The sequence below is a fragment of the Terribacillus aidingensis genome (assembly GCF_040703035.1).
GTDB lineage: Bacteria > Bacillota > Bacilli > Bacillales > Amphibacillaceae > Terribacillus.
In genome coordinates this window covers 3,312,913-3,339,766 of record NZ_CP159996.1, presented here as the reverse complement: position 1 = coordinate 3,339,766, position 26,854 = coordinate 3,312,913, and the positions used below count along the sequence as shown (strand labels likewise).

At 44.6% G+C, this 26,854-nt stretch carries 30 protein-coding genes and 1 pseudogene; 22 read left to right on the top strand and 9 right to left on the bottom strand.

Going from position 1 to position 26,854, the window contains the following annotated elements; translation table 11 throughout:
- Positions 1 to 34: 34 nt before the first annotated feature.
- The 3 genes and pseudogenes from ABXS78_RS17210 (at position 35) to ABXS78_RS17200 (ending at position 3,026) form a co-directional block, all read left to right on the top strand.
- The gene (locus tag ABXS78_RS17210) at positions 35 to 2,308 is read left to right on the top strand and encodes a DUF5689 domain-containing protein (protein WP_366248257.1); all 2,274 of its coding nucleotides are present in this window, start codon (positions 35 to 37) and stop codon (positions 2,306 to 2,308) included.
- Positions 2,309 to 2,543: 235 nt separating this feature from the next.
- A pseudogene (locus ABXS78_RS17205) lies at positions 2,544 to 2,723 on the top strand (glucose starvation-inducible protein B); the annotation flags it as partial.
- Between the two features lie 183 nt (positions 2,724 to 2,906).
- Positions 2,907 to 3,026, top strand: a complete 120-nt coding sequence (locus ABXS78_RS17200) for a YjcZ family sporulation protein (protein WP_084160736.1) — start codon at positions 2,907 to 2,909, stop codon at positions 3,024 to 3,026.
- 22 nt (positions 3,027 to 3,048) lie between these two features.
- On the opposite strand, the gene ABXS78_RS17195 is transcribed toward ABXS78_RS17200, so the two are convergent.
- Positions 3,049 to 3,507: a YrvL family regulatory protein gene (locus ABXS78_RS17195; RefSeq protein WP_366249974.1), complete on the bottom strand. Its 459-nt coding sequence runs from the start codon at positions 3,505 to 3,507 to the stop codon at positions 3,049 to 3,051.
- Positions 3,508 to 3,580: 73 nt separating this feature from the next.
- A complete protein-coding gene (locus tag ABXS78_RS17190) occupies positions 3,581 to 4,090 on the bottom strand; it encodes a GNAT family N-acetyltransferase (RefSeq protein ID WP_366248255.1) in 510 nt (169 codons plus the stop codon).
- A 74-nt stretch (positions 4,091 to 4,164) separates the two neighbouring features.
- Here ABXS78_RS17190 and ABXS78_RS17185 point away from each other — a divergent pair, with 74 nt between their 5' ends.
- The 10 genes from ABXS78_RS17185 to ABXS78_RS17140 all read left to right on the top strand — a co-directional run bounded on the left by ABXS78_RS17185 (position 4,165) and on the right by ABXS78_RS17140 (position 10,809).
- Positions 4,165 to 4,791: a LysE family translocator gene (locus ABXS78_RS17185; RefSeq protein ID WP_366248254.1), complete on the top strand. Its 627-nt coding sequence runs from the start codon at positions 4,165 to 4,167 to the stop codon at positions 4,789 to 4,791.
- Between the two features lie 69 nt (positions 4,792 to 4,860).
- Positions 4,861 to 5,946, top strand: a complete 1,086-nt coding sequence (locus ABXS78_RS17180; protein WP_366248253.1) for a DNA alkylation repair protein — start codon at positions 4,861 to 4,863, stop codon at positions 5,944 to 5,946.
- Positions 5,947 to 5,958: 12 nt separating this feature from the next.
- Positions 5,959 to 6,543 (top strand): TIGR00730 family Rossman fold protein, encoded by a 585-nt coding sequence (locus ABXS78_RS17175; protein ID WP_366248252.1) that lies wholly within the window; start codon positions 5,959 to 5,961, stop codon positions 6,541 to 6,543.
- 239 nt (positions 6,544 to 6,782) lie between these two features.
- On the top strand, positions 6,783 to 7,670 hold the full coding sequence (locus tag ABXS78_RS17170) for an AraC family transcriptional regulator (RefSeq protein WP_366248250.1): 888 nt from the start codon (positions 6,783 to 6,785) through the stop codon (positions 7,668 to 7,670).
- A gap of 1 nt (position 7,671) precedes the next feature.
- On the top strand, positions 7,672 to 8,250 hold the full coding sequence (locus ABXS78_RS17165) for a hypothetical protein (RefSeq protein ID WP_366248249.1): 579 nt from the start codon (positions 7,672 to 7,674) through the stop codon (positions 8,248 to 8,250).
- Between the two features lie 95 nt (positions 8,251 to 8,345).
- Positions 8,346 to 8,699 carry a VOC family protein gene (locus ABXS78_RS17160; protein WP_366248248.1) on the top strand — a complete coding sequence of 118 codons (354 nt, stop codon included), beginning with the start codon at positions 8,346 to 8,348 and terminating at the stop codon, positions 8,697 to 8,699.
- Positions 8,696 to 9,274, top strand: coding sequence for an AAA family ATPase (locus tag ABXS78_RS17155; RefSeq protein ID WP_366248247.1), 579 nt, complete (start codon positions 8,696 to 8,698; stop codon positions 9,272 to 9,274). The genes ABXS78_RS17160 and ABXS78_RS17155 overlap by 4 nt, the downstream gene beginning before the upstream one ends.
- Positions 9,275 to 9,349: 75 nt before the next feature.
- Positions 9,350 to 9,835, top strand: coding sequence for a YbaK/EbsC family protein (locus tag ABXS78_RS17150; protein WP_366248246.1), 486 nt, complete (start codon positions 9,350 to 9,352; stop codon positions 9,833 to 9,835).
- Positions 9,836 to 9,947: 112 nt separating this feature from the next.
- Positions 9,948 to 10,475, top strand: coding sequence for a signal peptidase I (gene lepB, locus ABXS78_RS17145; RefSeq protein WP_366248244.1), 528 nt, complete (start codon positions 9,948 to 9,950; stop codon positions 10,473 to 10,475).
- 1 nt (position 10,476) lies between these two features.
- Positions 10,477 to 10,809 carry a CHY zinc finger protein gene (locus tag ABXS78_RS17140; RefSeq protein ID WP_366248243.1) on the top strand — a complete coding sequence of 111 codons (333 nt, stop codon included), beginning with the start codon at positions 10,477 to 10,479 and terminating at the stop codon, positions 10,807 to 10,809.
- Between the two features lie 22 nt (positions 10,810 to 10,831).
- Here ABXS78_RS17140 and ABXS78_RS17135 read toward each other — a convergent pair whose 3' ends face one another.
- On the bottom strand, positions 10,832 to 11,998 hold the full coding sequence (locus ABXS78_RS17135) for a cation:proton antiporter (RefSeq protein ID WP_366248242.1): 1,167 nt from the start codon (positions 11,996 to 11,998) through the stop codon (positions 10,832 to 10,834).
- A gap of 255 nt (positions 11,999 to 12,253) precedes the next feature.
- Between ABXS78_RS17135 and ABXS78_RS17130 the strand changes: the two genes are divergently transcribed.
- Both ABXS78_RS17130 and ABXS78_RS17125 read left to right on the top strand, forming a co-directional pair.
- Positions 12,254 to 13,450 carry an AGE family epimerase/isomerase gene (locus tag ABXS78_RS17130; protein WP_366248241.1) on the top strand — a complete coding sequence of 399 codons (1,197 nt, stop codon included), beginning with the start codon at positions 12,254 to 12,256 and terminating at the stop codon, positions 13,448 to 13,450.
- 58 nt (positions 13,451 to 13,508) lie between these two features.
- Complete coding sequence (locus ABXS78_RS17125) at positions 13,509 to 14,060, top strand: GNAT family protein (protein ID WP_366248240.1); 552 nt, start codon at positions 13,509 to 13,511, stop codon at positions 14,058 to 14,060.
- Between the two features lie 35 nt (positions 14,061 to 14,095).
- Here the strand turns inward: ABXS78_RS17125 and ABXS78_RS17120 are convergent, their stop codons facing one another.
- The 3 genes from ABXS78_RS17120 to ABXS78_RS17110 all read right to left on the bottom strand — a co-directional run bounded on the left by ABXS78_RS17120 (position 14,096) and on the right by ABXS78_RS17110 (position 17,834).
- Positions 14,096 to 15,325, bottom strand: coding sequence for an OFA family MFS transporter (locus tag ABXS78_RS17120; protein ID WP_366248239.1), 1,230 nt, complete (start codon positions 15,323 to 15,325; stop codon positions 14,096 to 14,098).
- 110 nt (positions 15,326 to 15,435) lie between these two features.
- Entirely contained in the window at positions 15,436 to 16,173 is a 738-nt protein-coding gene (locus tag ABXS78_RS17115; RefSeq protein ID WP_366248238.1) for a LytTR family DNA-binding domain-containing protein, read from the bottom strand.
- Positions 16,170 to 17,834, bottom strand: a complete 1,665-nt coding sequence (locus tag ABXS78_RS17110; protein WP_366248237.1) for a sensor histidine kinase — start codon at positions 17,832 to 17,834, stop codon at positions 16,170 to 16,172. The genes ABXS78_RS17115 and ABXS78_RS17110 overlap by 4 nt, the downstream gene beginning before the upstream one ends.
- Before the next feature lie 316 nt (positions 17,835 to 18,150).
- On the opposite strand from ABXS78_RS17110, the gene kduI reads away from it, so the two are divergent.
- The 4 genes from kduI (at position 18,151) to ABXS78_RS17090 (ending at position 22,003) form a co-directional block, all read left to right on the top strand.
- Positions 18,151 to 18,981 (top strand): 5-dehydro-4-deoxy-D-glucuronate isomerase, encoded by an 831-nt coding sequence (gene kduI, locus ABXS78_RS17105; protein ID WP_366248236.1) that lies wholly within the window; start codon positions 18,151 to 18,153, stop codon positions 18,979 to 18,981.
- A gap of 12 nt (positions 18,982 to 18,993) precedes the next feature.
- Entirely contained in the window at positions 18,994 to 19,770 is a 777-nt protein-coding gene (kduD, locus tag ABXS78_RS17100) for a 2-dehydro-3-deoxy-D-gluconate 5-dehydrogenase KduD (protein ID WP_366248235.1), read from the top strand.
- Positions 19,771 to 19,984: 214 nt separating this feature from the next.
- On the top strand, positions 19,985 to 20,995 hold the full coding sequence (gene kdgT, locus ABXS78_RS17095; protein ID WP_366248234.1) for a 2-keto-3-deoxygluconate transporter: 1,011 nt from the start codon (positions 19,985 to 19,987) through the stop codon (positions 20,993 to 20,995).
- 57 nt (positions 20,996 to 21,052) lie between these two features.
- The gene (locus ABXS78_RS17090; protein WP_366248233.1) at positions 21,053 to 22,003 is read left to right on the top strand and encodes a sugar kinase; all 951 of its coding nucleotides are present in this window, start codon (positions 21,053 to 21,055) and stop codon (positions 22,001 to 22,003) included.
- A 35-nt stretch (positions 22,004 to 22,038) separates the two neighbouring features.
- On the opposite strand, the gene ABXS78_RS17085 is transcribed toward ABXS78_RS17090, so the two are convergent.
- Complete coding sequence (locus tag ABXS78_RS17085; RefSeq protein ID WP_366248232.1) at positions 22,039 to 22,800, bottom strand: IclR family transcriptional regulator; 762 nt, start codon at positions 22,798 to 22,800, stop codon at positions 22,039 to 22,041.
- A gap of 97 nt (positions 22,801 to 22,897) precedes the next feature.
- On the opposite strand from ABXS78_RS17085, the gene ABXS78_RS17080 reads away from it, so the two are divergent.
- Positions 22,898 to 23,557, top strand: coding sequence for a bifunctional 4-hydroxy-2-oxoglutarate aldolase/2-dehydro-3-deoxy-phosphogluconate aldolase (locus ABXS78_RS17080; RefSeq protein WP_366248231.1), 660 nt, complete (start codon positions 22,898 to 22,900; stop codon positions 23,555 to 23,557).
- Positions 23,558 to 23,613: 56 nt separating this feature from the next.
- Positions 23,614 to 23,838 carry a hypothetical protein gene (locus ABXS78_RS17075; protein WP_366248230.1) on the top strand — a complete coding sequence of 75 codons (225 nt, stop codon included), beginning with the start codon at positions 23,614 to 23,616 and terminating at the stop codon, positions 23,836 to 23,838.
- Positions 23,839 to 23,970: 132 nt separating this feature from the next.
- On the opposite strand, the gene ABXS78_RS17070 is transcribed toward ABXS78_RS17075, so the two are convergent.
- Positions 23,971 to 25,020 (bottom strand): hypothetical protein, encoded by a 1,050-nt coding sequence (locus ABXS78_RS17070; RefSeq protein WP_366248229.1) that lies wholly within the window; start codon positions 25,018 to 25,020, stop codon positions 23,971 to 23,973.
- Positions 25,021 to 25,110: 90 nt separating this feature from the next.
- Complete coding sequence (locus tag ABXS78_RS17065; RefSeq protein WP_095221816.1) at positions 25,111 to 25,476, bottom strand: MerR family transcriptional regulator; 366 nt, start codon at positions 25,474 to 25,476, stop codon at positions 25,111 to 25,113.
- Positions 25,477 to 25,609: 133 nt separating this feature from the next.
- On the opposite strand from ABXS78_RS17065, the gene ABXS78_RS17060 reads away from it, so the two are divergent.
- Positions 25,610 to 26,452 (top strand): SDR family NAD(P)-dependent oxidoreductase, encoded by an 843-nt coding sequence (locus tag ABXS78_RS17060; RefSeq protein WP_366248228.1) that lies wholly within the window; start codon positions 25,610 to 25,612, stop codon positions 26,450 to 26,452.
- Positions 26,453 to 26,854: the final 402 nt, after the last annotated feature.

The following is a 26,854-nucleotide window of genomic DNA, read 5'->3' as shown; positions in this document are numbered from 1 at the left end:
GCTTTATCTATTAAATTAAGGGAGGAATCTGCTCGTGAAAAGAGCGATGGATTGGAAGTTCTTCGTATTGGCTGTTTTGCTTATTCCTTTTACAGTCTTCGGTTATGCAGTACAAAGTCAAGCTGAAACTGCAGCTGACCCTGCACCGGAAATACAGCCAAAGGGGGAGGCGAACGGGAAAAAGGTCTTATTTGATAATACACATGGACAGACTGCTGGTGCCGCAGACTGGGTTATTGATGGTGCTTTTTCTGATTTTGGTAATGCCTTGGCTGAGGAAGGCTACTACGTGAAGGAATTACGAAAAACATCCGCTATCACGTATGAGGATATTAGTGCGTACGATGTTTTCGTCATTCCGGAACCGAACATCCCTTTCAAGACATCAGAGCAGGATGCGATGCTGCGCTACACGCAGGAGGGCGGTAGTATCTTCTTCATCGGAGATCATTATAATGCCGATCGCAACTACAACCGCTGGGACTCTGGAGAAATCTTTAATGGTTATCGCCGAGGAGCTTTTGAAGATCCAGCTAAAGGTATGTCGGCTGATGAAGCAAATTCTGATCGAATGCAAGGTGTAGAGAGCTCCGACTGGCTTGGAGATAATTTCGGCATCCGCTTCCGATTCAATGCTGTAGGAGATATTGAATCTGGACAGACTGTGGTCGAGCCATCTGATTCCTTTGGGATTACAGAAGGTATTGAAGTCGTTGAATCACACGCAGGAGCTACATTGACAATTCTCGACCCAACGAAATCCAAAGGCTTAATTTATTTCCCGGAAAATATTCCAGCTTGGCCGAATGCTGTCGACCAGGGAGTTTACGCTGGCGGTGGAATTGATGAAGGTGCTTTTGCGGCAATATCCAAAGTCGAGCAAGGTAAAGCTGCATTCATTGGCGACTCATCGCCTGTAGAAGATGCTACACCTAAGTATCTTCGCGAGGACAGCGGCAGAACGAAACGTACGTATGATGGCTTTACAGGAGAAGGTAATAACGGGCAGTATCTGCTTAATGTTATGGAGTGGTTGAGTGAAAAGGAAAGCTATTCAAGCTTTGAGGAAACATCTATTTCTTTGAGTGAGGAGACTCCCCTGCTTGAAACAGCTACAATCAATGAAAATCCAGAGCAAACTACTGAAACACAAGCAGAACCATGGTCTAATCCGCCAGCCGGATATCGCTGGTATGATCCGAGCACGTTTGCTGCTGGTTCCTACGGATCTGATGAAGTAGCATCCAATCCAACGTACGATGTTGTGACGCCTGCTACATTACCAACTCAGCAGGAATTCACCGTGCGAGTTGTGGTGGAAGATCTGGAGCCGGGTGAAACACTGACTGGTTTGCAGCTAGGTGCTTACTTACCGGGTGGACAGCAAATCGGGAAGTTCAATACGACCGGGTCTTGGCCGAGCAGCTATGGATATAGCAGCAGTTTCTCCGTCACTGCAGATGCGACAGGAAGAGCTGTAGCAGATGTACCTGCCCAATTGAATCCGTCGACTGCGGATGGTACTGCAAGCTTGCGACTTCGCAAGGATGGCAGCAATCTTCTGACTAAGTCTGTACAGGTCGGAAACGTTGAAACAGAACCCCTGCCGGAAGACGAGGTGGAGCTTCCGCAGCAGGTAGCTATTGAGGAAGCGCGCGATGTACAGGATGGAGAGGTCGTTACGATAGAGGGCGTTGTAACGTCAACCCCGGGCAGCTTTGGCGGGAAAGGTTTCTATGTACAAGACGACACTGCCGGTATTTATGTTTTTCAAGACAGTGACAGCTTTAAAGCAGGGGACCTTGTCCAAATCAGCGCTGTAAAAACTACCTATAACGGGGAAGTGGAAGTAACGGATATCATCAAGTCCGAAATTATTGGCCAAGCAGAGGTACCAGCACCTAAGTCTGTTTCTGTGGTTGATGACACGAACCAAGGGCAGCTTGTTAAACTCAGTGAAGTGACAATCCAGAATATCGAAGCGGTCGGCACATATGGGACGTTTGAGTTTGATGCAGAAGCAGCAGATGGAAACGTGACGCGTGTGCGAGTAGACAATCGAATTGGATTGAATCATGACGCCTTCACTTCACAGTTCCAAGAAGGAGAAAAAGTTGATATTACAGGTATTTCATCTATCTTCAATGATACGTATCAGCTAAAACCTGTTGCAACGGATAATATCGTCAAGTCAGCTCAAGCGGAAGAGCCGGTTTCATGTAAAACCGATAATGGAAAACATAAAGGTGCAGACAAAGGAAATGGGAAAGGCAAAGGTCACGATAAAAGCTGGAAATGTGCTGCATAAAAATATGGAGAAGCAGGGGAGTCATCCCTGCTTCCTTTTTCATTCCTCTTCATAACCTCCTGTTTTGGCTGTTTGTTAATCACAATCTAAGGCATGATAAAACCCTGAACGCCTCCTTCTGACTCTGTATCTGATTTTGTTTAAGTAACCGTTTATCGGGAATACATTTATTAAGCGTGGCTGCGCTTCGTTAAACTAATGTGAAAGAGACGCATATCTGGAGGAGGAGACTATCATGACACAGAACAATAACAAAATGAGTAATGAAGAAGCGGGCAGAAAAGGCGGACAAGCAACATCCAATAACCATGATAAAGATTTCTATAGAGAGATTGGTACTAAAGGCGGTAATGCTAACGCAGACGCCCATGATAAGAAGCATTTTCAGGAGATCGGCTCTAAGGGCGGAAATTCCTATAAAAACAGCAGTAATTAAGAAAGCAGTGTGAACAAATGAAAAGACAAATGTGATCGCTTCCGAAATCATTGATTCGGGAGCGATTTTTTTTATTGTTTATTGGGCTGTTTATTCCATGATAACCGGTACGCATCCAAGGGAACATACATAGAATGACTTGAGTCAAAAAGGAGGGATATCATGTCTGAAAGTTACGGCGGCGGAAAAGGATACGGCAGCGGTTTCGCGCTTCTAGTAGTACTTTTCATTTTGTTAATCATCATCGGTGCTTCTTACGTTGGAGGCGGCTACGGTTACTAATCAATAGGAAAAGAAACCGCGGTTATGTACCGCGGTTTCTTCTTCTTTTTTTCTTTTCATGAGCCAAGGTTACCTCTGTCAGGGCAATGAAAGCTGTGACAACAATCTCCGTATACCATACTAAATGTACAGGTTCATATAAGCCATTCACAATGGAGATTGCAATCCAATTCATTAAAAAATTCAAAGAAAAAGCAATCATAAACTCATATAAGGTCTGTGTCTTATGCTTCTTAGTGAGAATATAATAGAAAGCTTTTGCAAATAACTCACCGAAAATACTTAGAACAAGATATACACCGACGAATACGGCCAAATGCTTGGGTGATTCATAAGCAACACCAAGGATGCTGAAGGCACCAAGAAAACCAAAATAGTAGAGGGCGGCTACAAAAGCGAGGGAAAATCCAACTAGTATGGTTAAGATTATTGTTACCGAAATCTTGGATTCTCTGTTTCTTTTACCTTTGCGCTGCCACATTGTCACTGCTATCACCTCATGCAATCTCTGACACTTCATACGAATAATCTATTTAAAAGTTTCATATAGATGATTAGTCAGAGTGAAGCAGGCTGTACATGACCATATCCAGGAAAACACCATTCAATTTTTCATATTGACGTAGAATACCTTCTTCATGAAAGCCGGCTTTTTTGAGCAGGCGACGCGAAGGTGCATTACCCGGCTCCACCTTTGCTTCAATTCGGTTCAACTTTAACGTATGGAAGCCTTCCTCGATTAAAGCTTGCAATGCTTGGCTCATATAACCTTTTCTCCAATATTCCTTTCCTATTTCATAGCCAATTTCTCCGCGTTGATTCTCGGCATCAATGTAGTTGAATCCGCAAGTACCAACGATTGTGTCATCTTCCAGAACGATTGTATAGCGACCAGCATGTTCCAGCTGCGTCAGGTATAAAATCATCTCTTCTGCCTGTTCTACAGACTGCATTGGGTTGATATTCATAAAAGCAGTCACATCCGGATCGGACCAGAATTGAAATAAGGTCGGCGCATCGGAAACGGATATGGGACGCAGATGAATTTGTTCTTGTTTGGACAATCTGTATGCTCCTCTCATTGTATGATTAAACAATATTATGTATATTTAGTATATTGTGATAGGCGGTGATACTCTTGTTATCTTTGTTTCTGACAAATGTGCTTTTAGGGCTGTCTATCGCTCTCCCGGTTGGTACAGTTACGATTGAGATGACCAAACAAGGCTTAAAGAATGGTTTTGTACACGGCTGGATGGTGGGAATAGGCGGTATGACGGTTGATTTTCTGTTGATGGTCGCTCTTTTTCTTGGTCTTGCCCCGATTTTGGCAACCCCTGCAATTCAGACAGGCATGTGGCTGCTTGGTGCTCTCTTCTTGTTGTATATTGCCTATGACAGTATCAAAAATGCGGACAAGCAGATTATGATCAACGGTGAGAAATCGACAAAAAAACTGCTATCCTCTTACAAAAACGGACTGCTTGTAGCAATTTCACCTAGTAACCTCGTGTTTTGGATAAGCGTTTTTGGTACCTTTTTATCAAGCAGCTTTTCAGAAGGAAACGAGCTTTCCTTCATTGTCGCTGGACTCGGTATTCTGGCAGGTATCCAAGTGCATGATATCGGTCTGATGAGTATCGTCGCAGGTACAAGAAGGGTCGTAAACGAAACATTTGTCAAATGGGTTTCCATTGGAGCGGGATTAGTTCTAAGTTATTTTGCTATCCTTTTCTTCACCCAATTTTTAAAAAGTATCCTCTGACGAGGGCTATTTGTAGTTTACCGCTTTTTTCCTGTAGAATATAGATATAAATTCCTGGAGGCGGTAGTTGTGGCAGAACCCTTGAAAGCAATGTATACGGAGGATTTTCTGAAAGGTTTCGCTTCCAAGGTGAAACAAGCTCATCATAATTTCGATAAAAGAAAGTTCGTTGATGCAGTGATGGATGCTAAATGGGAAGAACTCGAATTAAAAGGTCGAATACGCCGGATCAGCATGGTACTCGGTTCCTTTCTTCCGGAGAATTATCCAGAAGCATTAGGTATTCTGCTTGCTATTCAGGACCAGTGTGAGGGGTTTCCTTATTTGTTTTTTCCAGACTTTGTCGAGGTCTTCGGGGTGGAACCAGAGCATGAAGAAATATCGCTGAAAGCATTGGAGCAATTCACAAAACGTTCGACTGCAGAATTTGCCATCAGGCCGTTTCTTATCAGGGCCCCTGATCGGATTATGAAACGAATGGTGGAATGGGCGCAATCTGATGATCATCATGTGCGGCGTCTGGCAAGTGAAGGCTGCCGTCCGAGGCTGCCATGGGGGCAGGCAATTCGTCAGTTCAAAGAAGATCCAAGTCCTATATTTGAAGTTCTGGAATTATTGAAAGCAGACGCCTCTTTGTATGTACGGAAAAGTGTTGCCAATAATTTGAATGATATTGCCAAGGATAATCCAAAACAAGTTATTTTGACGGCGAAACGCTGGAGCTGTTTTTCATCAGAGACGGACTGGATCATCCGGCATGGCTGTCGTACACTGCTGCGAAGCGGGGAACCAGAGGTAATGGCTTTATTCGGTTATGAGGAAGCGGCTGAAATGCTAGCTGACGCCAGGATAGTTACGGATCGTCATAGCATAAACATCGGTGATGCAGTGACGATGACATATTCTTTTAATGTGAAGAAGCAGGCGAAACTGCGTATAGAGTATGCAATAGACTTCATAAAAAAGCGCGGGATTTCCCGAAAAAAATTTCTCCTGTCGGATCGGATATTCACAGCGGGAGAGAGTATCGCAAAAGAACGAGTCCACAATTGGAAAGACTTGACCACCAGGGTTCATTATCCGGGTATACACCGTATTGTACTGCTTGCCAATGGGGTGGAAGTAGCTCATACAAATCTGGAACTGATCAAGTAAAGGAGTGGAAAGATGAAACGCATTGCAGTATTCTGCGGCTCTAGCGTTGGCGCTTCGCCAGCATACATCGCCGCGGCTAAAGAGTTAGGGAAGACACTGGCAGCCCAAGGTTTGACACTTGTATATGGCGGGGCAAGTGTAGGATTGATGGGCGCAGTAGCGAATGGAGCCATGCAAGCAGGCGGTCCAGTGATCGGTGTGATGCCTGAGTTCCTGGAGAAGCGGGAAATCGCTCACTCACATGTATCTGAGCTGATCGTCGTTTCTTCTATGCATGAACGAAAAGCGAAAATGGCAGAGCTGGCAGACGGCTTCATCGCACTTCCTGGAGGACCTGGTACGCTTGAAGAGTTTTTTGAAATCTTCACATGGGCGCAGCTCGGACTCCATAAGAAACCGATCGGTATTTTGAACGTGGCGGGCTATTATGATCTGCTGGTAAGCTTATTTGATCATATGGCAGATGAGCAGTTCATGCATGAAAAATACAGGACAATGACAATCTCAGATACGGAGCCTGCAAGTCTTCTGGAGAAGTTCCGTCAATATGAAGCACCGGAAGTAAAAACCTATATCAGGCGACCAGAGCAGACGTGATAGCGTCTGCTTTTTTATTTACCAAAAATTCTTCCTCCGATTAAGCATAAGTCCATTGAGACGGCAGTTCCCATAACAATATATACCTTTCACTTTTTCTCCTTCGTGTGTCACAGCTACTTGGACATCGCGTCCCCAGTGCTTGCTGTTAGTTATATCGGGATATTTTTACAACTCAGCAAAAATTATCAAAAGCGCAATATATTTTTAAGTTAAGCTTTAACTAAGGAGGTGAGCAAGTGCAGGGGAATGAAACGACTGTACAAAGAGCTATTTCTTTTATCGAAAACAATTTACATGAACCTCTTACGGCCGACCAAGTTGCAAGTGAAGCCGGATTCTCCAAATTCCATTTTCATCGATTATTCCAGTCTTCCGTTGGATTGTCGTTCACAGATTATATCCGCCGAAGGAGGCTGGCTGGAGCGTCAGCTGCGCTGCTGCATACTGAATTAGGAATACTCGATATCGCATTCATGTTTCACTTTGAATCTCAAGAGTCATTTACCAGGGCTTTCAAAAAGCATTACGGCCTTCCACCAGGAAAATACAGACGTATGATGCGAGCTGCTCTGCATCAGAAGGAGGAAAAGATGGAGGATAAACAAGTACGAGGGTGGATACTAAGCGGTTCCGATCCTCACAATTATGAAATGGGGATTGACTATAAACATGTACATCAAGGGAAAGCATCAGGTTATCTGAAATCGAAAACGGTCATGGGAGCGGAGGAATTTGCCACGATGATGCAGCAATTCAAAGCAGCAAACTATATAAGCAAAAGGCTGCAGCTGACTTGCTTCATCAAGACAGAAGATGTACAAAGCTTTGCCAGCATGTGGATGCGAGTAGACAATACATCTGATGATATTGTCCAATTCGATAACATGAGCAACCGCCCAATCCTGGGAACGACAAATTGGACTCGGTATCGTATTGTGCTTGATGTACCGGAGAATAGTGCCATCATTTCTTTTGGAGTTATCTTATCCGGAAAAGGAAAGGTTTGGGCAGATGGGTTTCGATTTGAGAAAGTGGATGAATCTGTTCCGACTACGAATATAGATATGACATATACTCTGCAGGATGAGCCAGTCAATCTGGCATTTGAGGAGGAACTGAGTTGATATGCTTGATATACTGATAAATATCATTCAGCTTTTCGTTTTGTATTGGGGGCAAGGTGTGCCTGATGAGGTGCTTTTCATATGGCTTCCTATTCCACTGTTACTCGTGATTTCAGAAATGTTTACACGCAAGGTTATTCATCGGCCGGTACAAGGAATAGCAGCTTACATGAGACTCCTGTGTAATTGTATTTTGTTGAGCGGAGCATGGCTGGCTCTATTTCCCGGCTTGCTGCACGTAGCAAGGCAGTATCATATTCTATCCAACGAATTGTCATTAGAGGTATCTGTTCAACTAGCCGGCGTATCACTTGGACTTGCTGCGTTCCTGCTTCCTTTGGCTGTCATATGGATTAGAATTGAGGGGCGAATTCTAAGATACAGCTATATTTTTATTTTCAGCATCCTTTATCATGTGCTTCTGCAGTTGGGTGTAGACCTATGGAAAGCGGCGATAGAGTTACCAATTCTAATAAGCATCGGAATAAGCCTGCTGTTCTTTGTGCTGACAGTAGTCATACCTAACTTGGATTACACAGATGAACAAGCAACGTACCGTCTAAAAGGACAGCATACCTAATATGCTTGTCCTTTTTATGTTCTCTTCTAACCTATTGCCTATATTACCAGTTCACTCCTTATGGTAAAATATTCAAAAAGGGGAAGTGTTGCGGTGTGTCAGATTTCCAGTTTGGCAGTGTGTTTGTGCATGTAAAAGATGTGAATAAGGCGGCAAATTGGTATGCAAATCTTTTAGGTAAGCCCCAACCGCAACCAACATCGGGACCGGTGCAGTTTATGGAAACAGCTGATGGAAGAGGACTCGTTATCGATGATAACCGGAATAATGCATCGGGTATCCGTCCTGCCTTCATGCTTGAGACGACAGATGTTGGACTGGCATATAAAAAGGTCAGAGAACAAGGAGGCACGATTGTCCGGGAACTAGAGAAAGATGAAGCAGTCGCTTTCTTCAATTTCGAGGATCCTGATGGCAATATCGTCATGGTGTGTGAACGGCGTACATGATTATTTGGATTAATGGAGCATTCGGTGCAGGAAAGACACAAACAGCGATAGCTTTACGGCATCGGCTGCCGAATGCATTCATCTATGACCCTGAAGAAGCAGGTTTTTACATAAGGAAGCATATACCGAAATCGATGCAGAAACCGGAATTCCAGGAGCATGAGCTCTGGCGTTCCATCGTATATGAGCATCTGGCTTATATGGCTGCAAATACGGAAGATGTCATTATTGTTCCAATGACAATCACAGACCCGACTTACTACAAAGAGATCATTGGAAATTTGCGATTGGAAGGGCACCAAACCTATCATCTCGTATTAACTGCTTCTGAGGAGACCTTACGTGTACGCCTTGCCAAACGGGGCAACAAGCAGATTTCCTGGGCTGTGCAGCAGATACCACGGTGCGTACAAGGTCTCTCGAACCCAATCTTCGAAAATAAGCTGGTTACAGATAATATGTCGATAGCTGAGGTAGTCGAAGCAATCGGCAGCCAAACAGGTCTTCATCTGCAAAAGGATCACCGTTCCAGGTGGAAGGCACATTGGCCACGATTAACCTCAAGGTGGAGATAGAGTTTATGGCTGTCCCAAAAGATATGCGCCCAACTATGCATATACGATAATGCCTCAAAAAAGGTGGTACATAAAATGAGTATCGAAAACGTAAAAGATTATTTAGCGAATTACAATCGAAGCAAAGATATCATAGAGCTCGACTTATCTAGTGCCACTGTAGATCTAGCTGCTGCTGCACTCGAAGTGGAGCCTGCACGCATCGCGAAGACGTTAGCTTTCAGAGGCAGGGAAGATGGGGAATCTGTGCTGATTGTTGCTGCAGGTGATGCAAAAATCGATAATAAAAAGTTTAAAGAACTATTCGGGTTAAAGGCGCGGATGCTTTCTGCTGATGAAACGTTAGAACAAACAGGACATGCTGTCGGAGGGGTTTGCCCGTTTGGATTGATAAATGATTTGCCTGTTTATATGGACATCTCGTTAAAACGTTTTTCTACGGTTTTTCCGGCCTGTGGCAGCAGTAACTCGGCAATAGAGCTGACTTGTGAAGAACTTGCCGAATACGGCAAGGGAAAAGAATGGGTAGATGTTTGCAAGAGCTGGGCTGACAATAGCTAACGAAAGTAATGGCTGTTGCATACAAGGGGTTCCGCTTTGCTTCTATCTCTGACACTGCTAAACTTAGCATGTACCCTATACTTCACAAAAAGATAGGTTAGGAGAAAGAATTATGTCAGAAAATAATACAAAAAAAGAGATATTTTCTTGGTTGCGAGCAATCGGGATTGCAGTCATTATTGCTTTTGGCTGCCGATATTTCCTGTTTACACCGTCAACGGTGCATGGAGAGTCAATGCTCCCGACATACCAGGATAGCGATCATGTCATTGTCAGCAAGGTTTCGAAAATAGAGCGAAATGATATTGTGGTGTTCAACGCACCCGATGCGGATGCCCACTATATCAAGCGGGTTATCGGTCTGCCTGGGGATACAATTGAGGTTATAAATAATGTGCTGTATGTGAACGGTGAAGCGCAGGATCAATCTTATTTGCCGGATGATATGGTTACTGGTGATTTCAAACTGAAGGAATTGACCGGCGAGGAAAAGGTACCTGAAGGTAAAGTGTTTGTCATGGGTGATAACCGTACAAACAGTAAAGACAGCCGCATGTTCGGTTTTATTTCAGAGAAAGAAGTAATCGGAGAAGTGAAGATGACCTTCTATCCATTTTCTGATTTCCACATAGGAAATTAATATGTGTCATGTACATGGAAAGACAGTAGATGCGGAGACAAGGTGCGTTCATTATCACTCTCCATTGGATGTCATAGCAATTAAGTTTGCCTGCTGTAATCAATTTTACCCTTGTCACCAATGCCATGAAGAAACAGCCGGTCATGAGGCCGTAGTCTGGCCGAAAGATCAATTCGAGGAAAAAGCAATACTATGCGGTGTGTGTAAAACTACGCTCCGTATCGATCAGTATATGGATACAGACCATTGTCCGGCATGTGATGCAGCATTCAACCCTGGTTGTCAGCTGCATTATCATCTATATTTTGAGCGAATAGAAAGAGACTGTCGTTGACTGACAGTCTCTTTCGTTTGTTTTAAGATACAGACCGCTGCTGTGAGGTATCTCCTGTTTTGGAGAAGATAAATTTCAGCATGGACGGCGTTACAAGTGTTGTCACAATAACCATTATGATAATACTTGTGTAATATTCCGGATCAAGTAAACCGGAGCTTAAGCCAGTACCGGCAATGATCAAGGCAACTTCGCCTCTTGAAACCATACCAGTTCCGACTGCCAAGGAGGATCTGCCATTGAAGCCTGTCAGCCTTGCGCCCAGCGCACCGCCTAGAAGCTTCGTCACAATGGCCATAATGCTGATAAGCACAATGAACAGAAGCTGTGATCCGACCCCTTCAAAGCTGATGTTCAAGCCTATGCTGACAAAGAAAACCGGAACGAATACTCCGTAAGCTATTGGCTCTAATTTGTGCTCAATGACTTCTTTATGCTTGGTTTGGGAAATGGCAATCCCAGCTGCAAATGCCCCGATAATGCCTGCGACACCCATGTACTCAGCAAAGTAGCTGAACACAAGTGCTAGGATGATGCCGCCTGAGACGATTGCTTCACTTACTTGGAGACGGGCAAACAGTTTCATGACTAGCGGAATCAGCCAAATGCAAGCGACGATGATAACCCCGAAGAAGAGTACTTTCTTCCCGATTAATGCACCAAGACTGACTGATTCGCCTGTGCCTAGCACACTCATAAGCACAGCAAGCAAGACAACGACGAGGATATCGTCAACGACTGCAGCTCCAAGGATTGTCGTACCTTCCCTTGAATTCAGCTTGTTCATTTCCTTTAATGCCTGGACAGAAATGCTGACACTCGTCGCACAGAATAGCAAAGCTAGAAAAAGTGCATGTCCCTGACTCATCCCAAATGCAAGTGCAAGGCTGTAACCACCGATGAACGGGAAAAGGACACCGAGAACAGCAACGGTAAATGCGGATTTCCAGTTTGCTTTCAGCTGTTCCAAATCTGTTTCCAGTCCGGCGATGAACATGAGGACAAGTACACCGATTTCGGAGAATTCATGGATGAAGGAAGTTTGTTGTATCCAGCCGAGTACTGCAGGACCAAGGAGGACACCAGCAAGCAGTTCCCCCAGCACAGATGGCTGCCCAATCTTTAGGGCTAGCTGACCAGCAATTTTCGTGAACAACAAAATTAAAGCTAAGTGCAAAATGAATTCCATATCTTACTCCTTTGTAATGTATTTATGCAGTTCCGGCCGCAAAAAAGGCATATCCGCCAGTTTTCACTGTGGATATGCCTAAAAAGGACACAGAGGAGCCTGGGGTGGCAGGCTCCTCCGGAAAATGCATATGTAATTAATTTATAGTTACTTATTATAAAGTAGATATAGAACCAAAACAAGCACTTTTCAACTGTTTGCTGCTGGAAGAAAAGGGAAAACAGGTGACGTAACCTATGCAAAGGAGTGACAGTCATGAAAAATACATTTGATTTTCATACAAGACAAGGGCTCTATCAGCATATTGAAGAGACACTTGCATTCTATTATCCTGAGGCAATAGACGGCACATACGGAGGGTATAACGAGGACTTTTATATGGATGGCACGCTCACAGAGGATAGAACCAAACATATCGTTGGTCAGGCGCGTCACTTGTATAATTTCAGTGTCGGCTTCAAACTTACAGGACAAACAGAATACAAAGAGGCAGCAGAGCATGGCATAACCTTTTTCCAGGAGAAACTAAGGGATAAAGAGTATGGCGGTTATTTTACAGAGATGCAGGATGGAAGTGTGACAGATGATAAGAAGCTGACATATGGACATGCATTCATCTTTCGGGCCGCGGTTGCTGCGGTGGAAGCAGATATAGAGGGAGCAGAGGAACTGCTTGCTGATGTCTATCAAGTGCTGGAAGAAAGGTTCTATGAGCCATCCGTAAAACTGTATAAAGATGAAGCGTCACAAGATTGGTCCAGCTTTTTGGAATACCGCGGACAAAATTGCAATATGCACATATGTGAGTCAGCAATTACTGCATATGCAACAACGGGTCAGCAAAGATACCTGGATCAGGCTTTAAGTATTGCAGACCAAATAACTAATAAACTTGCTGCTCAAAGTAACGGCCTTATATGGGAAAACTACGATGAGGCTTGGATGAAGGATGAACAATTCAATCACGGCGAGACAAGAGATGAATTTCGCGCCTATGGATTCGTTGGAGGTCACCAATTTGAATGGAGCAAGCTCCTTGCTTGGCTGTATATTCACAAGCAGGACAGCTGGTTGCTTGAACGTGCAGAAGAGCTTTATCAAACTGGCTGGAATCATTACCATGATCAAGAAAAAGGCGGTATATTCTTTGTAATGAGCCCGGATAAAGAGTTGATCGATAAAGGAAAGTCTTATTGGGTTTTAGCAGAAACGCTGGCGGCCTCAGCATTGCTGCATGGTCAGACAGGGAATGATGTATATAGTGAGCATTATGAGGAACTTTTCCGATATGTACAGGAACATTTCATCGATTCGCTACATGGAGCCTGGTATCAATGGCTCACAGCCGATAATAAAGTCGAGGACAAGGTTAAAAGCCCTTCCCCGAAAACGGATTATCATCCGATTAGTGCAAGCTACCTGATAGCGACCTACCGTGGAGAGGATCTGTAGCGCTTTGCGCAGATCCTCTTTCTTATTGTTATAATGAAAAGGAAGGGAGCGGATTTGTATGTATGAAAGTGAAAGATTGCAAATCAAACCATTAGAGAAAAAGCATGCCAGTGAGCTTCTTGATCTGAACCTGCGCAACAGAGAACTTTTTGAGTCTATCTCACCGGTAGAACGCAGTGATTCGGACTATACACTGGAGAAATACAAAAAGAATATTGAAGCGGCAAAGAAGGATTGGCAGGATGATAAACGCTATGAATTCGGAATATTCCTGAAACAGGATAATGTTTTGATTGGCACTGCTTCTTTATTCTTTATTGAGCGGACTACAGCAGAAAAATGCATGATCGGTTATTCGCTGGATGAAGCACATAATGGAAAAGGCTATATGACAGAAGCTGTACAGCTTGTATTGGATTTTGCTTTCGGAGATGCAAAATTCCACAGGGTTGAAGCCGGGGTAATGCCGCGAAATCTAGGGTCGGTTGCGGTACTGGAGAAATGCGGGTTCCAACGAGAAGGCTTGGAACGCGACCTGCTTCGTATTGACGGCAAGTTCGAGGATCATTATAAATACTCTATACTGGCGACTGATCCGCGCACAAACTAAAACCCAGGAGCTATGTCTGCTCCTGGGTTAGTCATTTAATGCTGCTGGGATGGGACTGGGCGTGAATGCCGGCGTTCATTATTCTTCTTAGCAGCAGCTGGCTGCTGCGGACTGCGGACCGTTACCGCAAGGAAGAATGAAATGACACAAAGTACTGCGATAGCTACGAATGTTGGCTGGAATCCGCCAAGCAGTGACGCAATGAATGAGCCTCCTAAAGCTCCGATACCAAACCCCTGATAAATGACACCATAGTTTTTGCTTTGGTTTTTCAATCCAAAATAATCAGCGACGATAGTCGGGAAGACTGTAATGTTACCGCCGAAGAAGAAAGCAATTGCCGCCACACAGATGAAGAACAATGTTGTTGATAGTTCTACCATGCTTAGTACTGCGACAGCTCCCGCAGTGACAAGAAGTCCTGCAGCAACCAAGTACAACCTTTCCACCTTATCGGACAGGGCACCTAGTACGACTCTGCCAGTCGTATTACAGATAGCAACGACAGCTACGGCGTTCGCTGCTGTTGCAGCAGAAAGACCCGCGAGTTCCATGCCGGCATCTTTAACGATCCCGATTAAATACAAGCCGCTCATGCAGGCTGTCAGGAAGATGATGAACAGAATATATGCTTGTTTCGTATGAAGCATTTCCTTGGTACTGAAGTTCTTGGTTGCTGCCCCAGTAGTTGTTTCCTGTGGAAGGATAGCATCCTTAAGGAAGAAGGCTCCTCCGCAGATTAAGATAAGTGCTGCTATTCCCCAGATTAAGAATGTACCTTGTACACCAGCTGATGAAAGCAGTGCTTGGTTAATATATTTGAAGACTAAGCTTCCTGTTCCGAATGCCCCTACTGATATACCAGATATCAGACCTTTCTTTTCCGGGAACCATTTAATGACGTTCGATAGTGTAGTAATATAAGCAATACCGTTGGCGAAGCCGACAACAACGCCTGCTAATAGATAGATGAGCCATAGTGATGTAGCTAGAGAGCTTAATATCAGCCCGGCACCGAGCAGGATTCCGGCAAAGATGACCAGTTTCTTGATGCCGAGTTTATCCTGCAGCTTTCCGCCGAAAAGAGTGGCTACTGCAAGTGCAAAGCTCGTAATCGAGAACGTGATAGCTACAGAAGAGGTGCTCCACCCATATGCTTCAGCCAATGGCTGGTTAAATAGACTCCATGTATAAATAGTACCTAGACCAATTTGGGTTATGATTGTACCAAGTACAATCAGCCAGCGATTCGTTCCTGTTTTCATGAGAAGTCCCTCATTTCATCTACGTTGTTTTGATAGTTTTATCATATCCGCCGCAGATGTATCTGAAAGCGTTTTCTCTTGAGTTGCTCTATTTGAGGAATGAATGGTCCTTAAAGGCGCATAATCTGTCTGAACTCTTTTGCTTTACTGCGGCTCACTGGAATCTGCTCATTAAGTCCTTTCATTTTCACAAGATACGTATTATGGAACCAAGGCAGAATCTCATGTATTTTTTCTGTATTTACGATATAAGAACGATGACAGCGGAAGAACATATCTGTTGGAAGCTGCTGCTCGAAAGTACTGATAGAACCAGGGTAAGTATAAACCGCATCCTTTGTGTGCACAGTTGTCTGCTTCTCGTCGGCCTCGGCGAAGGCAATTTCCTTTAAATTGATTACATAGATCTTCTCGTCCTTCCAAACATTCAGCCGCGCTGGTGTCTCTGCTGATTCTACTCGCTCTGTATCTGCCGATGCTTTCTGTGATTCTAGTTTCTTAAGCATTGCCGCAACACGTTCCTCGCTGTATGGCTTTAATATATAGTCGAATGCTTCAAGCTCAAATGCCTTAGCTGCATGTTCTTTATAGGCAGTTGTAAATACGATGGTCGGTTTATGCTTGAACTGAGCCAGGCTCCCCGCCAGCATCATGCCATCCAACGACGGCAGATTAATATCGAGGAACAATACATCTGTGGTGTGCTCCTGAAAATATTTCAGTACATCCAATCCATCATCGAAGCAGTTTGTTACTTCAATAGAGCTATAAGTCTCAATCAAATACTGCAGCTCCTCCTGTGCCGGTAATTCATCTTCCGCAATGATTGCCCGTAATGACATGTTCATTTCCCTTCCTTCACTGGTATATCAAAGTAAATCTCCGTACCGGGATCAAGCTGATTGATAGTCAGACCTTTTCCATAGATTAAACGGACCCGCTGATGCACGTTGGCTAGTCCGATATTTTTCACACTTGCTTCATCCTTATATAGTTTCTCAACAATCTCTGGGTCGATCCCAACTCCTGTGTCTCGTATACTGATGCGGATATCATTCTCCCGTGCTTTGACAGAGAGATAGACCGCACCTTGCCATTTTCGTTTGCGAACGCCATGATGGATAGCATTCTCTACCAAAGGCTGCAGCAGCAGACTAGGAACCTTTATCTGTACCGGATCAATATCATACACAATCTGGAGCTTGTCACCGAAGCGGGATTTCTCGATTTCCACATAATCGCGCACCTGCTTCAGCTCCTCTTCTATAGCTATCATTTCATCATGAAGCTCCAGGTTATAACGCAAGTAGCCAGATAGATTATGGATCAGCTCACGAGCCCGGTTCGGATCGCGCCTCGTTGTTGATGCGATCGCATTCAGCGAGTTAAAGAGGAAATGCGGATTGATCTTTGATTGCAGAGCCTTGAGCTCAGCCTTATTAGCTGTTTCTTTGATCTGCTCAATTCGGGAAATCTCCATCAGATTTGAAATGATCTGTGCCAACCCAATTCCAAGCGTCTGTAAAGAGTCTGTTATCCGGTTTTCCTTTTCATAATATATCTTTAAAGCACCTGTCACCTCGTCGCCTTCCTGGAAAGGAACGATGAGCAAACAGTGCATCTGCGGCAGATGATGATCATCAACTTCATTCCGGATGACAATTTCGCCGCTATTGATTGCCTGCTTCGTCATTTCGCTTACAATCGACGTTGTATCCTGATAGCGCTCCGCTCCGAGTCCGTAATAAGCAACCACTGTTTTGGTATCCGTTATGGCCACAGCATCCGCATCAATCTCTTCTTTGATGATTTGGCAGATACGCTGCAAGGAAGCGGGTGTGATGGACCGGAAATACGGTAGTGTCTTGTTGGCAATATCCAATGCAAGCTTAGCCTGAGCGGCGGCAATTTGTTTCTTTTCTCCCTCGATATTATGGACGAGCAGGATGAGTAAACCGATGCTGATTTCTCCAATCATCATCGGAACTGCTATTTGTTCTACGATAGAGATACCTTGAGACCTTGGCTCCCCGAGTGCAATGATCAGCAGCATGGTCAATACCTGGCTCAGAATACCTGCACCGATACCGACATACCACCAACGATGCTTTTTGACTTTTTTATTGATAAAACCGGAGGCAAAACCTGCAGTCACACTAGTGATCAAGCAAGGTAAGGAAGTGATACCATCAATATCGATCAAATAACGGTGCAATCCTGATACGATCCCCGTAATGATGCCGACCCACGGTCCGAATAAAATACCGCCAGAAAAGATAGCCACTGTCCTTATATTGACGAGGCTACCTTCCACTTCAATTCCTGAATATGTCCCGAATATAGCAAAACTGCAAAAGACGACAGTCAGCACACTGAGTTCCCGGACCGAGTGATCTTCTTTTTGGAGTATTTCCTTAAACCCTTTAATTTTCGTCAGGAAAAAAAGGATAATCAGCAGCAAGGCAGCACGCTCGAATATCGATATGATCATTTCCAAGGTTGAATGCATAGTTGTAATCCCTTTCATCTGTATTACTACCAGTTTATCAGAAATTTGGACTGGAAGGGAATGGATGCTGTAATGATTAGGTTGTCAAATGATAGATTCATTTGATTAAACTGACAGAATGGAAATAATATGTCATATTGTATAATTAGGCTGGATTTATTAAAATGAAAGCGCTATAATTAATATAATGAAACACCGTTCCACAATGTGGAACGGTGTTGAGGACATCAGATTCTGATGTCTTTACTTCTTAATATAAATGTAAGGGGTTTCAATGGAAGCGGGAGCTACTGAAAAAAGTAAGGAGATGATAGAAATGGAACTGCGATACGCGACTCACCCAGACCATGCAAAAACATTCACAACCGAGGAATTACGCAATCATTACTTAGTTGAGGAACTTTTTGTACCTGGAGAAATCAAGCTTGTATACAGCATGGAGGACCGGACGATCATCGGAGGTATTCAGCCAGCCGGCAGCTCGGTTGCTTTAGAGGGCTATGACGAAATCAAAGCGGATTACTTCCTGGAACGACGGGAAGTCGGGATTTTCAATATCGGCGGAAATGGAAAAATATCAGTTGATGGAGAATCATACGAAATGGCGAACAAGGATTGCATTTATATTGGCAAAGGCAATCAGGAATTACTGTTTACCAGCAATGATGAAACAGATCCAGCTAAGTATTATCTGTTTTCTGCACCTGCACATACCACTTATCCGACCAAGCACGTCTCATTCCAAGATGTTCCGGGAGATGCGATGGGTGCTAAGGAAAGTGCGAATGAACGCGTGATCCGCCGCATCATTCATTTGGAAGGTATTCAAAGCTGTCAAATTGCCATGGGTATCACGATTTTGGAAAGCGGCAGTGTCTGGAATAGCATGCCGACACATACTCATAACCGCCGGATGGAAGCGTACCTGTATATCGATTTGGATGAAGATGCACGTATGTTCCATTTGATGGGGGAACCGCAAGAAACACGTCATCTTGTCATGAAAAATGAACAAGCAGTCATTTCTCCGCCTTGGTCCATCCATTGCGGAAGCGCAACAAGCAACTATGCATTCATTTGGGCAATGGCTGGAGAAAACAAGACGTACACCGACATGGATCAAGTGTCGATGGATGAGCTTCGCTAAAGGGGGATAAAGATGAGTTTGACGGACTTTTCCATGAGTTATTTCGATTTGACTGGCAAGGTTGCAATTGTGACAGGCGGCAGCAAGGGACTGGGTCAGGGCTATGCAGTCGCTCTGGCAAAGGCAGGGGCTGATGTCTTCGTCGTGACACACCGGGATGATTGGGAGGAAACGAAAGCATTGATTGAAGAAGCTGGTGGCAGGGCACATTTTCATCAGGCTGATCTGACAGATAGAGAAAAAGTGAAGCAGGTTGTGACGAGTTGTGTGGAGGTCTTCGGAAAGGTTGATATTCTCGTAAATAACGCTGGTACAATTATCCGGACACCTTTGCTTGAGTACAAGGAAGAAGACTGGGATAAGGTCATGGACGTTAATCTGCATGCTGTCTATTTGTTAGGGCAGGAAGCGGCTAAGGTGATGGCAGAACAAGGCGGCGGAAAAATCATCAATGTCGCATCGATGCTGTCGTTCCAAGGCGGCAAATTCGTACCGTCATATACGGCAAGCAAGCATGCTGTTGCAGGATTGACGAAAGCCTTTGCCAACGAGCTGGGCGCTTATAATATCCAAACGAATGCGATTGCACCGGGGTATGTGGCGACTGCCAATACTGCACCGATCCGTGCCGATGAAAAACGTAACGCAGAGATTTTGTCCCGGATTCCGAGCGGCCGCTGGGCAGATCCGTCTGATTTGATGGGTGTAGTTGTATTCCTGGCAAGTCGTGCATCTGACTATATGAATGGCCATGTTCTGGCTGTTGACGGAGGCTGGCTCGCAAGATAAGCAGGTTGGAAGAATTGCGTCGGAGTTGTTTGACGGGAAAGAGATATTGAGAGGACTGGGAAGGTGACCAAAGATCTGGAGAATCTTTGTGTGTGCCACCCTCTCATTCCAATGATCTGGGCGATCACTATAAAAATAGCATATCACGTAAAGTGATTCAAACATCTCAATTTCTTTTGCTCGATTACCTATAAGGAAAGGTAAGGAATGCAAAATGAAAATAATGAAAACGATGGAGAGAATTCCTGGTGGGCTCATGCTCGTACCGTTATTTTTAGGGGCAATCATCAATACCTTCGCGCCGAGTTCGGCGGAGTACTTCGGATCCTTTACTGGCGGACTCATGACAGGCACTATTCCGATTCTGGCTGTTTGGTTCTTCTGTATGGGTGCAGGCATCCAGCTGAAATCCACGGGTACGATTTTGCGCAAATCCGGCACACTCGTTATCACGAAGATTGCTGTTGCATGGGTTGTAGCTATTATTGCAGCGCAGTTCCTGCCTGAAGGCGGCATACAGACTGGTCTTTTTGCCGGCTTTTCCGTTCTGACACTCGTTGCTGCCATGGATATGACGAATGGCGGATTGTATGCATCGATCATGCAGCAATACGGATCAAAAGAGGAAGCTGGAGCATTTGTCCTTATGTCCTTGGAATCCGGCCCGCTCATGACGATGATCATACTTGGTTCTACTGGTCTTGCAGCGTTTGAACCACAAGTATTCGTTGGAGCAGTACTACCGTTTCTAGTTGGATTCCTGCTAGGTAACTTGGATGGCGATCTTCGTGCCTTCTTCAGCAGAGCAACACAAACTATGATTCCGTTCTTCGGTTTCGCGCTGGGTAACTCAATTGATTTAGGTGTCATCTTGGAGACAGGTCTTGCAGGTATCATCCTTGGTGTGCTTGTTATCGTCGTTACTGGTATACCGCTCATGATTGCGGATAAATATATCGGAGGCGGAAATGGAACTGCTGGTATCGCAGCATCCAGTACTGCTGGTGCGGCAGTTGCCAACCCAATGATCATTGCCACAATGATTCCGGAATTCATGCCGATTGCAGAAGCAGCTACTGCACTTGTTGCAGCATCTGTTGTAGTTACGTCGATTCTCGTCCCGATTCTGACAGCTTTTTGGGCACAGCATATGAAGAAGAAGGAAAAGCAGAATACAGACGACACAAATATCGACCCGAACAATATCAACTCAAATACTGTATAAAACCACCGGAGAGGCATATACAGTATGTCTCTCTTTGCATAAAGGAGACGTTGACAGATGAGCAGGATTTTAACAATCGGGGAACCGATGGCACTGTTTGTTGCGGAACAAGAAGGACTGCTGGATGATGCCGAACGCTTTTCCCGTTTTATTGCAGGAGCAGAAGTGAATTTCTCTATCGGAATGGCGCGACTTGGCCATCAAGTGACGTATGTCACGCAGCTGGGTTTGGATCCATTCGGTCGAAACATCCATAAATTTTTACAAAAAAATAAGATAGATACAACGTATGTCAGCTATGAACCTGCATTCGTGACAGGAATGCAATGGAAACAGAAAGTGAAAAGCGGAGATCCGGAAGTGTTTTCGGCACGGAAGAACTCCGCAGCCTCCCATATGGATAAAAAGCTGATCAAGAAAATCAAATGGGCGGATTATGATCATCTCCATTTGACAGGCATTCCTCCCGCTTTGTCTGAAAGCTGCCGGGAATTGGTTTTTCAGATGATGAAGGAAGCCAAGGAAAATGGACTTCAAGTATCATTCGATCCGAACCTTCGGCTGGGGCTGTGGCCTGATAAGCAGGAGATGGCGCAGGTTATCAATGAGCTTGCCAGCCAAGCGGATATTATCTTCCCTGGTGTAGCTGAAGGAAGACAACTTACCGGCAAAACAGATGTGCTCGATATTGCTGCATATTATCATGAGGCTGGTGTGCCGACTGTTGTGCTGAAGCTGGGAGCAGAAGGAGCATTTACAAGTCGCATGGATGGTACGCAATTTTATACAGAAGGATTCCCGGTTAAAGAAGTGGTCGATACAGTTGGTGCAGGAGATGGCTTTGCGGTCGGTGTCGTGAGTGGATTGCTGGAAGGGCTGGAGCTGCCTGACAGCATTGCAAGGGGAGCGGCCATCGGTGCGCTTGCCGTCATGTCACCTGGAGATAATGATGGCTTGCCGAACCGTGAAGAACTTTCACTTTTCATGAAACGAGAGCCGATTGGGTAAAAAAGGAAGACCTTCCGCTTGGAAGGTCTTCTCCTCTATCCAGAATAGCCTAGTGCATGAGATATCTCCAAGCTGCAGGCCTTCATTTTAGTTATCAATTCGTTGTTTACTCTATCCATCGTTACGCGATTGCTTGGTCCTGAGATGCTGAAGCTCGCCACGATCCGATGTTCATGACTGTAAATCGGAGCAGCGATACACCGAATGCCTTCTTCATTTTCGATATTGTCAAGCGCATACCCCTGTTGTCGGACTTTGTCCACTTCGGTGCGCAGCTCTTCCGGCGACGTGATCGTACGTGGCGTGCGCGGCATGAAAGTCGTGGAATCAGCTATTTCTTCTATACGATCTGCAGCCATACCTGATAAAAGTATTTTTCCTACAGCCGTACAGTACATGGGCGCTCTGTTGCCGATACGCGAATACATGCGTATCGTCTGATTGCTTTCGAGTTTATCGATGTAGACAATCTCACCTTTATCCTCGATGCAAAGGTGGACAGTCTCATTGACATCTGCACACAGCTGTTTCAAATAAGGTTTTGCCACATTGGCGATGTTGTTATTATTCAAGACACTGCGAGCAACATAAAGTGTTTGTAAACCGACCTTATACTTGTCTGATTCCGGGTCCTTAGCAACATAATTCATATCCACAAGTGTTGCCAGAAGCCGATGCGTCGTACTCTTCGATAAGTCTACCAGCTTGGTCAGCTTCGCAATCGACAGTCCTTCGGGATAATCGGAAAGCGTATTCAAAAGAGTCAAGGCACGTTCGAGTGATTGCACATTAGACATAGATATTACTCCGTTTCTATTGCATTCATTGCTTACTTCTATGATACGGGAACGGTTGGAGTTTGTAAATTCAGTACACATATGGAGGGATAGTTAAATGAGAAAAGCAGAAGTATTAGCTAAGATTAACGAACAAGCTATTGTTGCTGTAGTCCGTGCCGATTCGCCAGAGCAGGCAATCCAAATTTCCGATGCTTGTATAGAGGGTGGATTGACAGCAATCGAAGTGACATTTACTGTCAAGGACGCTGATCAAGTGATTAAACAGCTTTCTGCTCAATATACGGAAAACACAGATGTGATCATAGGGGCAGGCACGGTACTGGATAGTACGACAGCCCGTCTAGCCATACTTGAAGGCGCCAGTTTCATAGTGAGTCCAACTTTTGATGCTGAAACTGCCAAGCTATGTAATCTTTATCAAATTCCCTACTTGCCGGGTTGTATGACGATCGGGGAGATAAAGCAGGCGATGGAAGCAGGAGCTGATATTATCAAGCTCTTCCCGGGAAGTGCTTTCGGTCCAAGTTTTATCAAAGCTATCAAAGCGCCTCTTCCGCAGGCAAATATCATGCCAACAGGAGGAGTAGACTTGGAGAATGTAGGTGATTGGCTGAAGAATGGGGCAGTAGCTGTTGGGGTCGGCGGCAATCTTGTTGCCCCTGCCAGTACCGGAGACTATGAAAAAATTACACTTATTGCACAGCAGTATATCCAAAAGGTAAAGGAAGCACAATCAGATCGTGTGAATATTTGAACATGGGTCAAGCTGCTCCTCTCATAAACTGAACACGGAGGAAGGGGGCTTGATTCATGACAGCAAAAAAGCGGGAAATCGTAATCATTGTTGTGAAAGCCACGGCTATTTACTCATTTGTCGTGATTGATATTGCTGCAGGTACAGGATTTTATATGACTGCAAAGCTATTCGATGCAGGGGTGATTATTGCTTCAATCTGCAGTATGGCGGGTGTGGAAAGTTTGAAAAGGGGTCCTGGATTGGTTCGTAATTTGACAAGCAGAGAAAGAAAAACATAGCAATAGATATGACAAGGTCGACAGGAAATATGACTGCATATTATCCTTACGCCAGCCCTGGTTCTATTGATAACGGAGATAGATTTGGTAGGGGAAAATGAATAAGAAGGAGTGCAGAAGATGCATTCCTTCTTATTTTGCTATTGTTTCGTTGACCCGCATATTACCGACCGTAAAATAAAATGGTGCAGGAAATGGAGGTTTCTTTCCTCTTTTAAGCCGGTCACCCGCTTCATTGAGCCAATAAATGGATTTATTGATAGCGGAGAAGAAGACGACCAGCTCCCCATCATCCCCAACACAAAGACAGGACCCGAATATGCCATTCTGGTACCAGGAATCACCGATGTCCGCTTTAATGAGCAGCTTCGGCTCCTCCGACCAATCAGCTCTTGTGAAGCTTGCTGTCTTACTTTTGAGTAACCAGAGATCCTGTGGTTTATAAGTGTCTTCTCCGAAGGCATTGCCGCAGCGGCTGACAAGTAAGTAGTACATATTATGAATTCGCTTCGGTCTCGCATGCGTAAATGCTTCCTCCCGAGTAAAAAACAGACGTGGCTTTGTCCAAGTATCAAGGCCGTTTTCACTTTCGGCGGCATACACCTCGTGCATTGGGATATCTCCTTTACCAGGCTCGTGTGGTGTAGCCGCAAACCACATCTTCCATTTACCTTCATCAAAAATTACCTTGGGTGCAAGCACACTATCATTCCTTACAGTGCCGACCATTACTGGTTTTGGGTGACGAAACCATCTTCCATGCCTCATTTCCAGACAGCCGATCGAATAGGGAGATTCATTTCCAAGAACATTACTGGCACTTCTGCCGGTATAGTAAATACGCCTGACAGGCGCGCCATTCACTTCTCCTTCAACATAACAGGGCTCGTGCAGTCCGTACCGATCCCAGGCTGCTTCCTTCGGCTGAGGCAGCAAAGGCTTCGCTTTGTTGGGCTTTCCTGGATAAGTCGAAATCCTCCAGGCATTAGCTGTCGTCAATGGTGCTCCTTTTGGAAGACTGGCGCTGAACAGGTTGTTTTTGAAGTTGCGCTGGAATCCGCCAAAAAACATCCACCACTGGTCATCTATCTTCTGCACGCTGGGATCACCTAATCCTAGCAAATTGCGAATGGGCTTATAGCCATCCAGCATCGAATATAATAGATTTGGTCTTGTATCCATCCTAACCACCTCACTAGCAAGCAGTATAGACGGAAGAAGCATCAAACATACCAAGCATTATAGTCTTGCATAACAGAAGCCTAACTGTGGTTATGCTTTCCTCTCAAGCCATGATCCCTCCGATATTTTTTGATCGATAAAGTCCAAAACAGTCTGTATTTGTACCATCTGATTTTTAAGTTTTTCCTTATGTTGCAGCATGCTTGCCATTACATCAGGATGTTCATGCATATTGCCTGTTTCGGCAATATCAAGGTAAGATTTCAATTCTTCTAAGGTAAATCCGGCTTTTTTCATACAGATGATTATTTTCATCCGTTCAATATCTGTCGGCAAAAAAGAGCGATGTCCATTTGGCAGCCGGTTAATTGCAGGTAGTAATCCAGCTTTCTCATAAAAACGAATTGTATCAATACTTAAACCGGAAAGCGCACTTGCTTGTTTAATCGTATACATACGTCCGCCTCCTTCTTTAATAACCCTATTGTAAAACCTAGAGTTCACTCCAGGTCAAGAAAATAATTCTGTATTGACCTGGAGTGAACTCCATTTTATATACTACAGCCATTCACGAATGGAGGAGAAAGAAATGACAGAAGGAAAGAAAAAAATAGCACTTGTTACAGGAGCAAACAGCGGTATAGGTTTGGAGCTGACAAAGAAACTGATTGAAAACGATTGGGAGGTTGTCGCATTAAATCGTTCCGCATTCCCGGAAGAAGAACTTAAGCTGCAGCAGAAGATCCGTCAGAGGATAATTAGGATCTATCGCACTGATTTATCAGATTTCACGAAACTCAAGCCTGCTTTGGAACAAATAAAGGAAAAGGAGCCGAAGCTCGATGCGCTTTTCAATAATGCCGGGGGCAGTTTTCCGGAGCTGCTATTTTCACCGCAAGGGCGTGAGCTTCATTACGAAGTGCAGACCGTAGTCCCATACATTATCACAATGGAGCTATTAGAGCTATTGAAAAAAGGTTCGCCAGGTATGGTTATACAGACGAGTTCAGATGCATTCAGATTCAGGAAAACATTTGAACCTGAGGAATTGGCAAGACCGAAGAAGTTTCAGAAGCTTACCGGCCCGTATTCATCAACGAAGCTAGCCATTACCCTATGGACACACGCTCTAGCTCCAGAACTGATGAAAGAAGGCGTTACGATTATCAGTGTTGATCCAGGGAATAACAACACGATGCGAAAAGGCCGAAACGGAGGCTTACCGCTGCTTATTCAGCCCTTCATCCGCTTCTTAGGCCCTCATCCAAGTGTAGGAGCAGGAAGATTGTTCGCAGGATTAGAAAGATCACCGGACGAGGCTGGGTTGTATTTTTCGAAAGGGGAGCCAACCGAGTACAAGTTCAAACAGCATGCTTCCCAAGTTCTTTTCCAAGTACGAACTGTTTATGAAAGAGAGTTTATCTCTTTGTAAAAGGGATCCGATTAGGAACCTTATTTTTTGGTGGTAAGTTGTATCCAATCGGCGGATGATTGCCACGGTAATAAGGAGGCTGGGATATAACTAAATTCCCATTGCTTTAAACCGAATGTTATCCTTGAGCGCCGCTTCGGCAAAACACCCCGCTTTCCACGGACACGGCCTCAGCCTCCTCGTGGAAAGTTTACTACTGCGGGGTCTTCAGCTCGTGCTGTTTCCGTAGGAGTCTCCGTGTTCTGCCTACGCTAGGATGGATAACTAATCAAAATGACCGAACTTATGTAAATTCTCTTAGGAAGATTTACAATATAGTTCGTTTTTTTATCTGGCTAAAACACTTTTGTCCCAGCCTCTTTATTACTAAGTCAGCGATTGGAAAAGAGAGCAGGGAGTCGA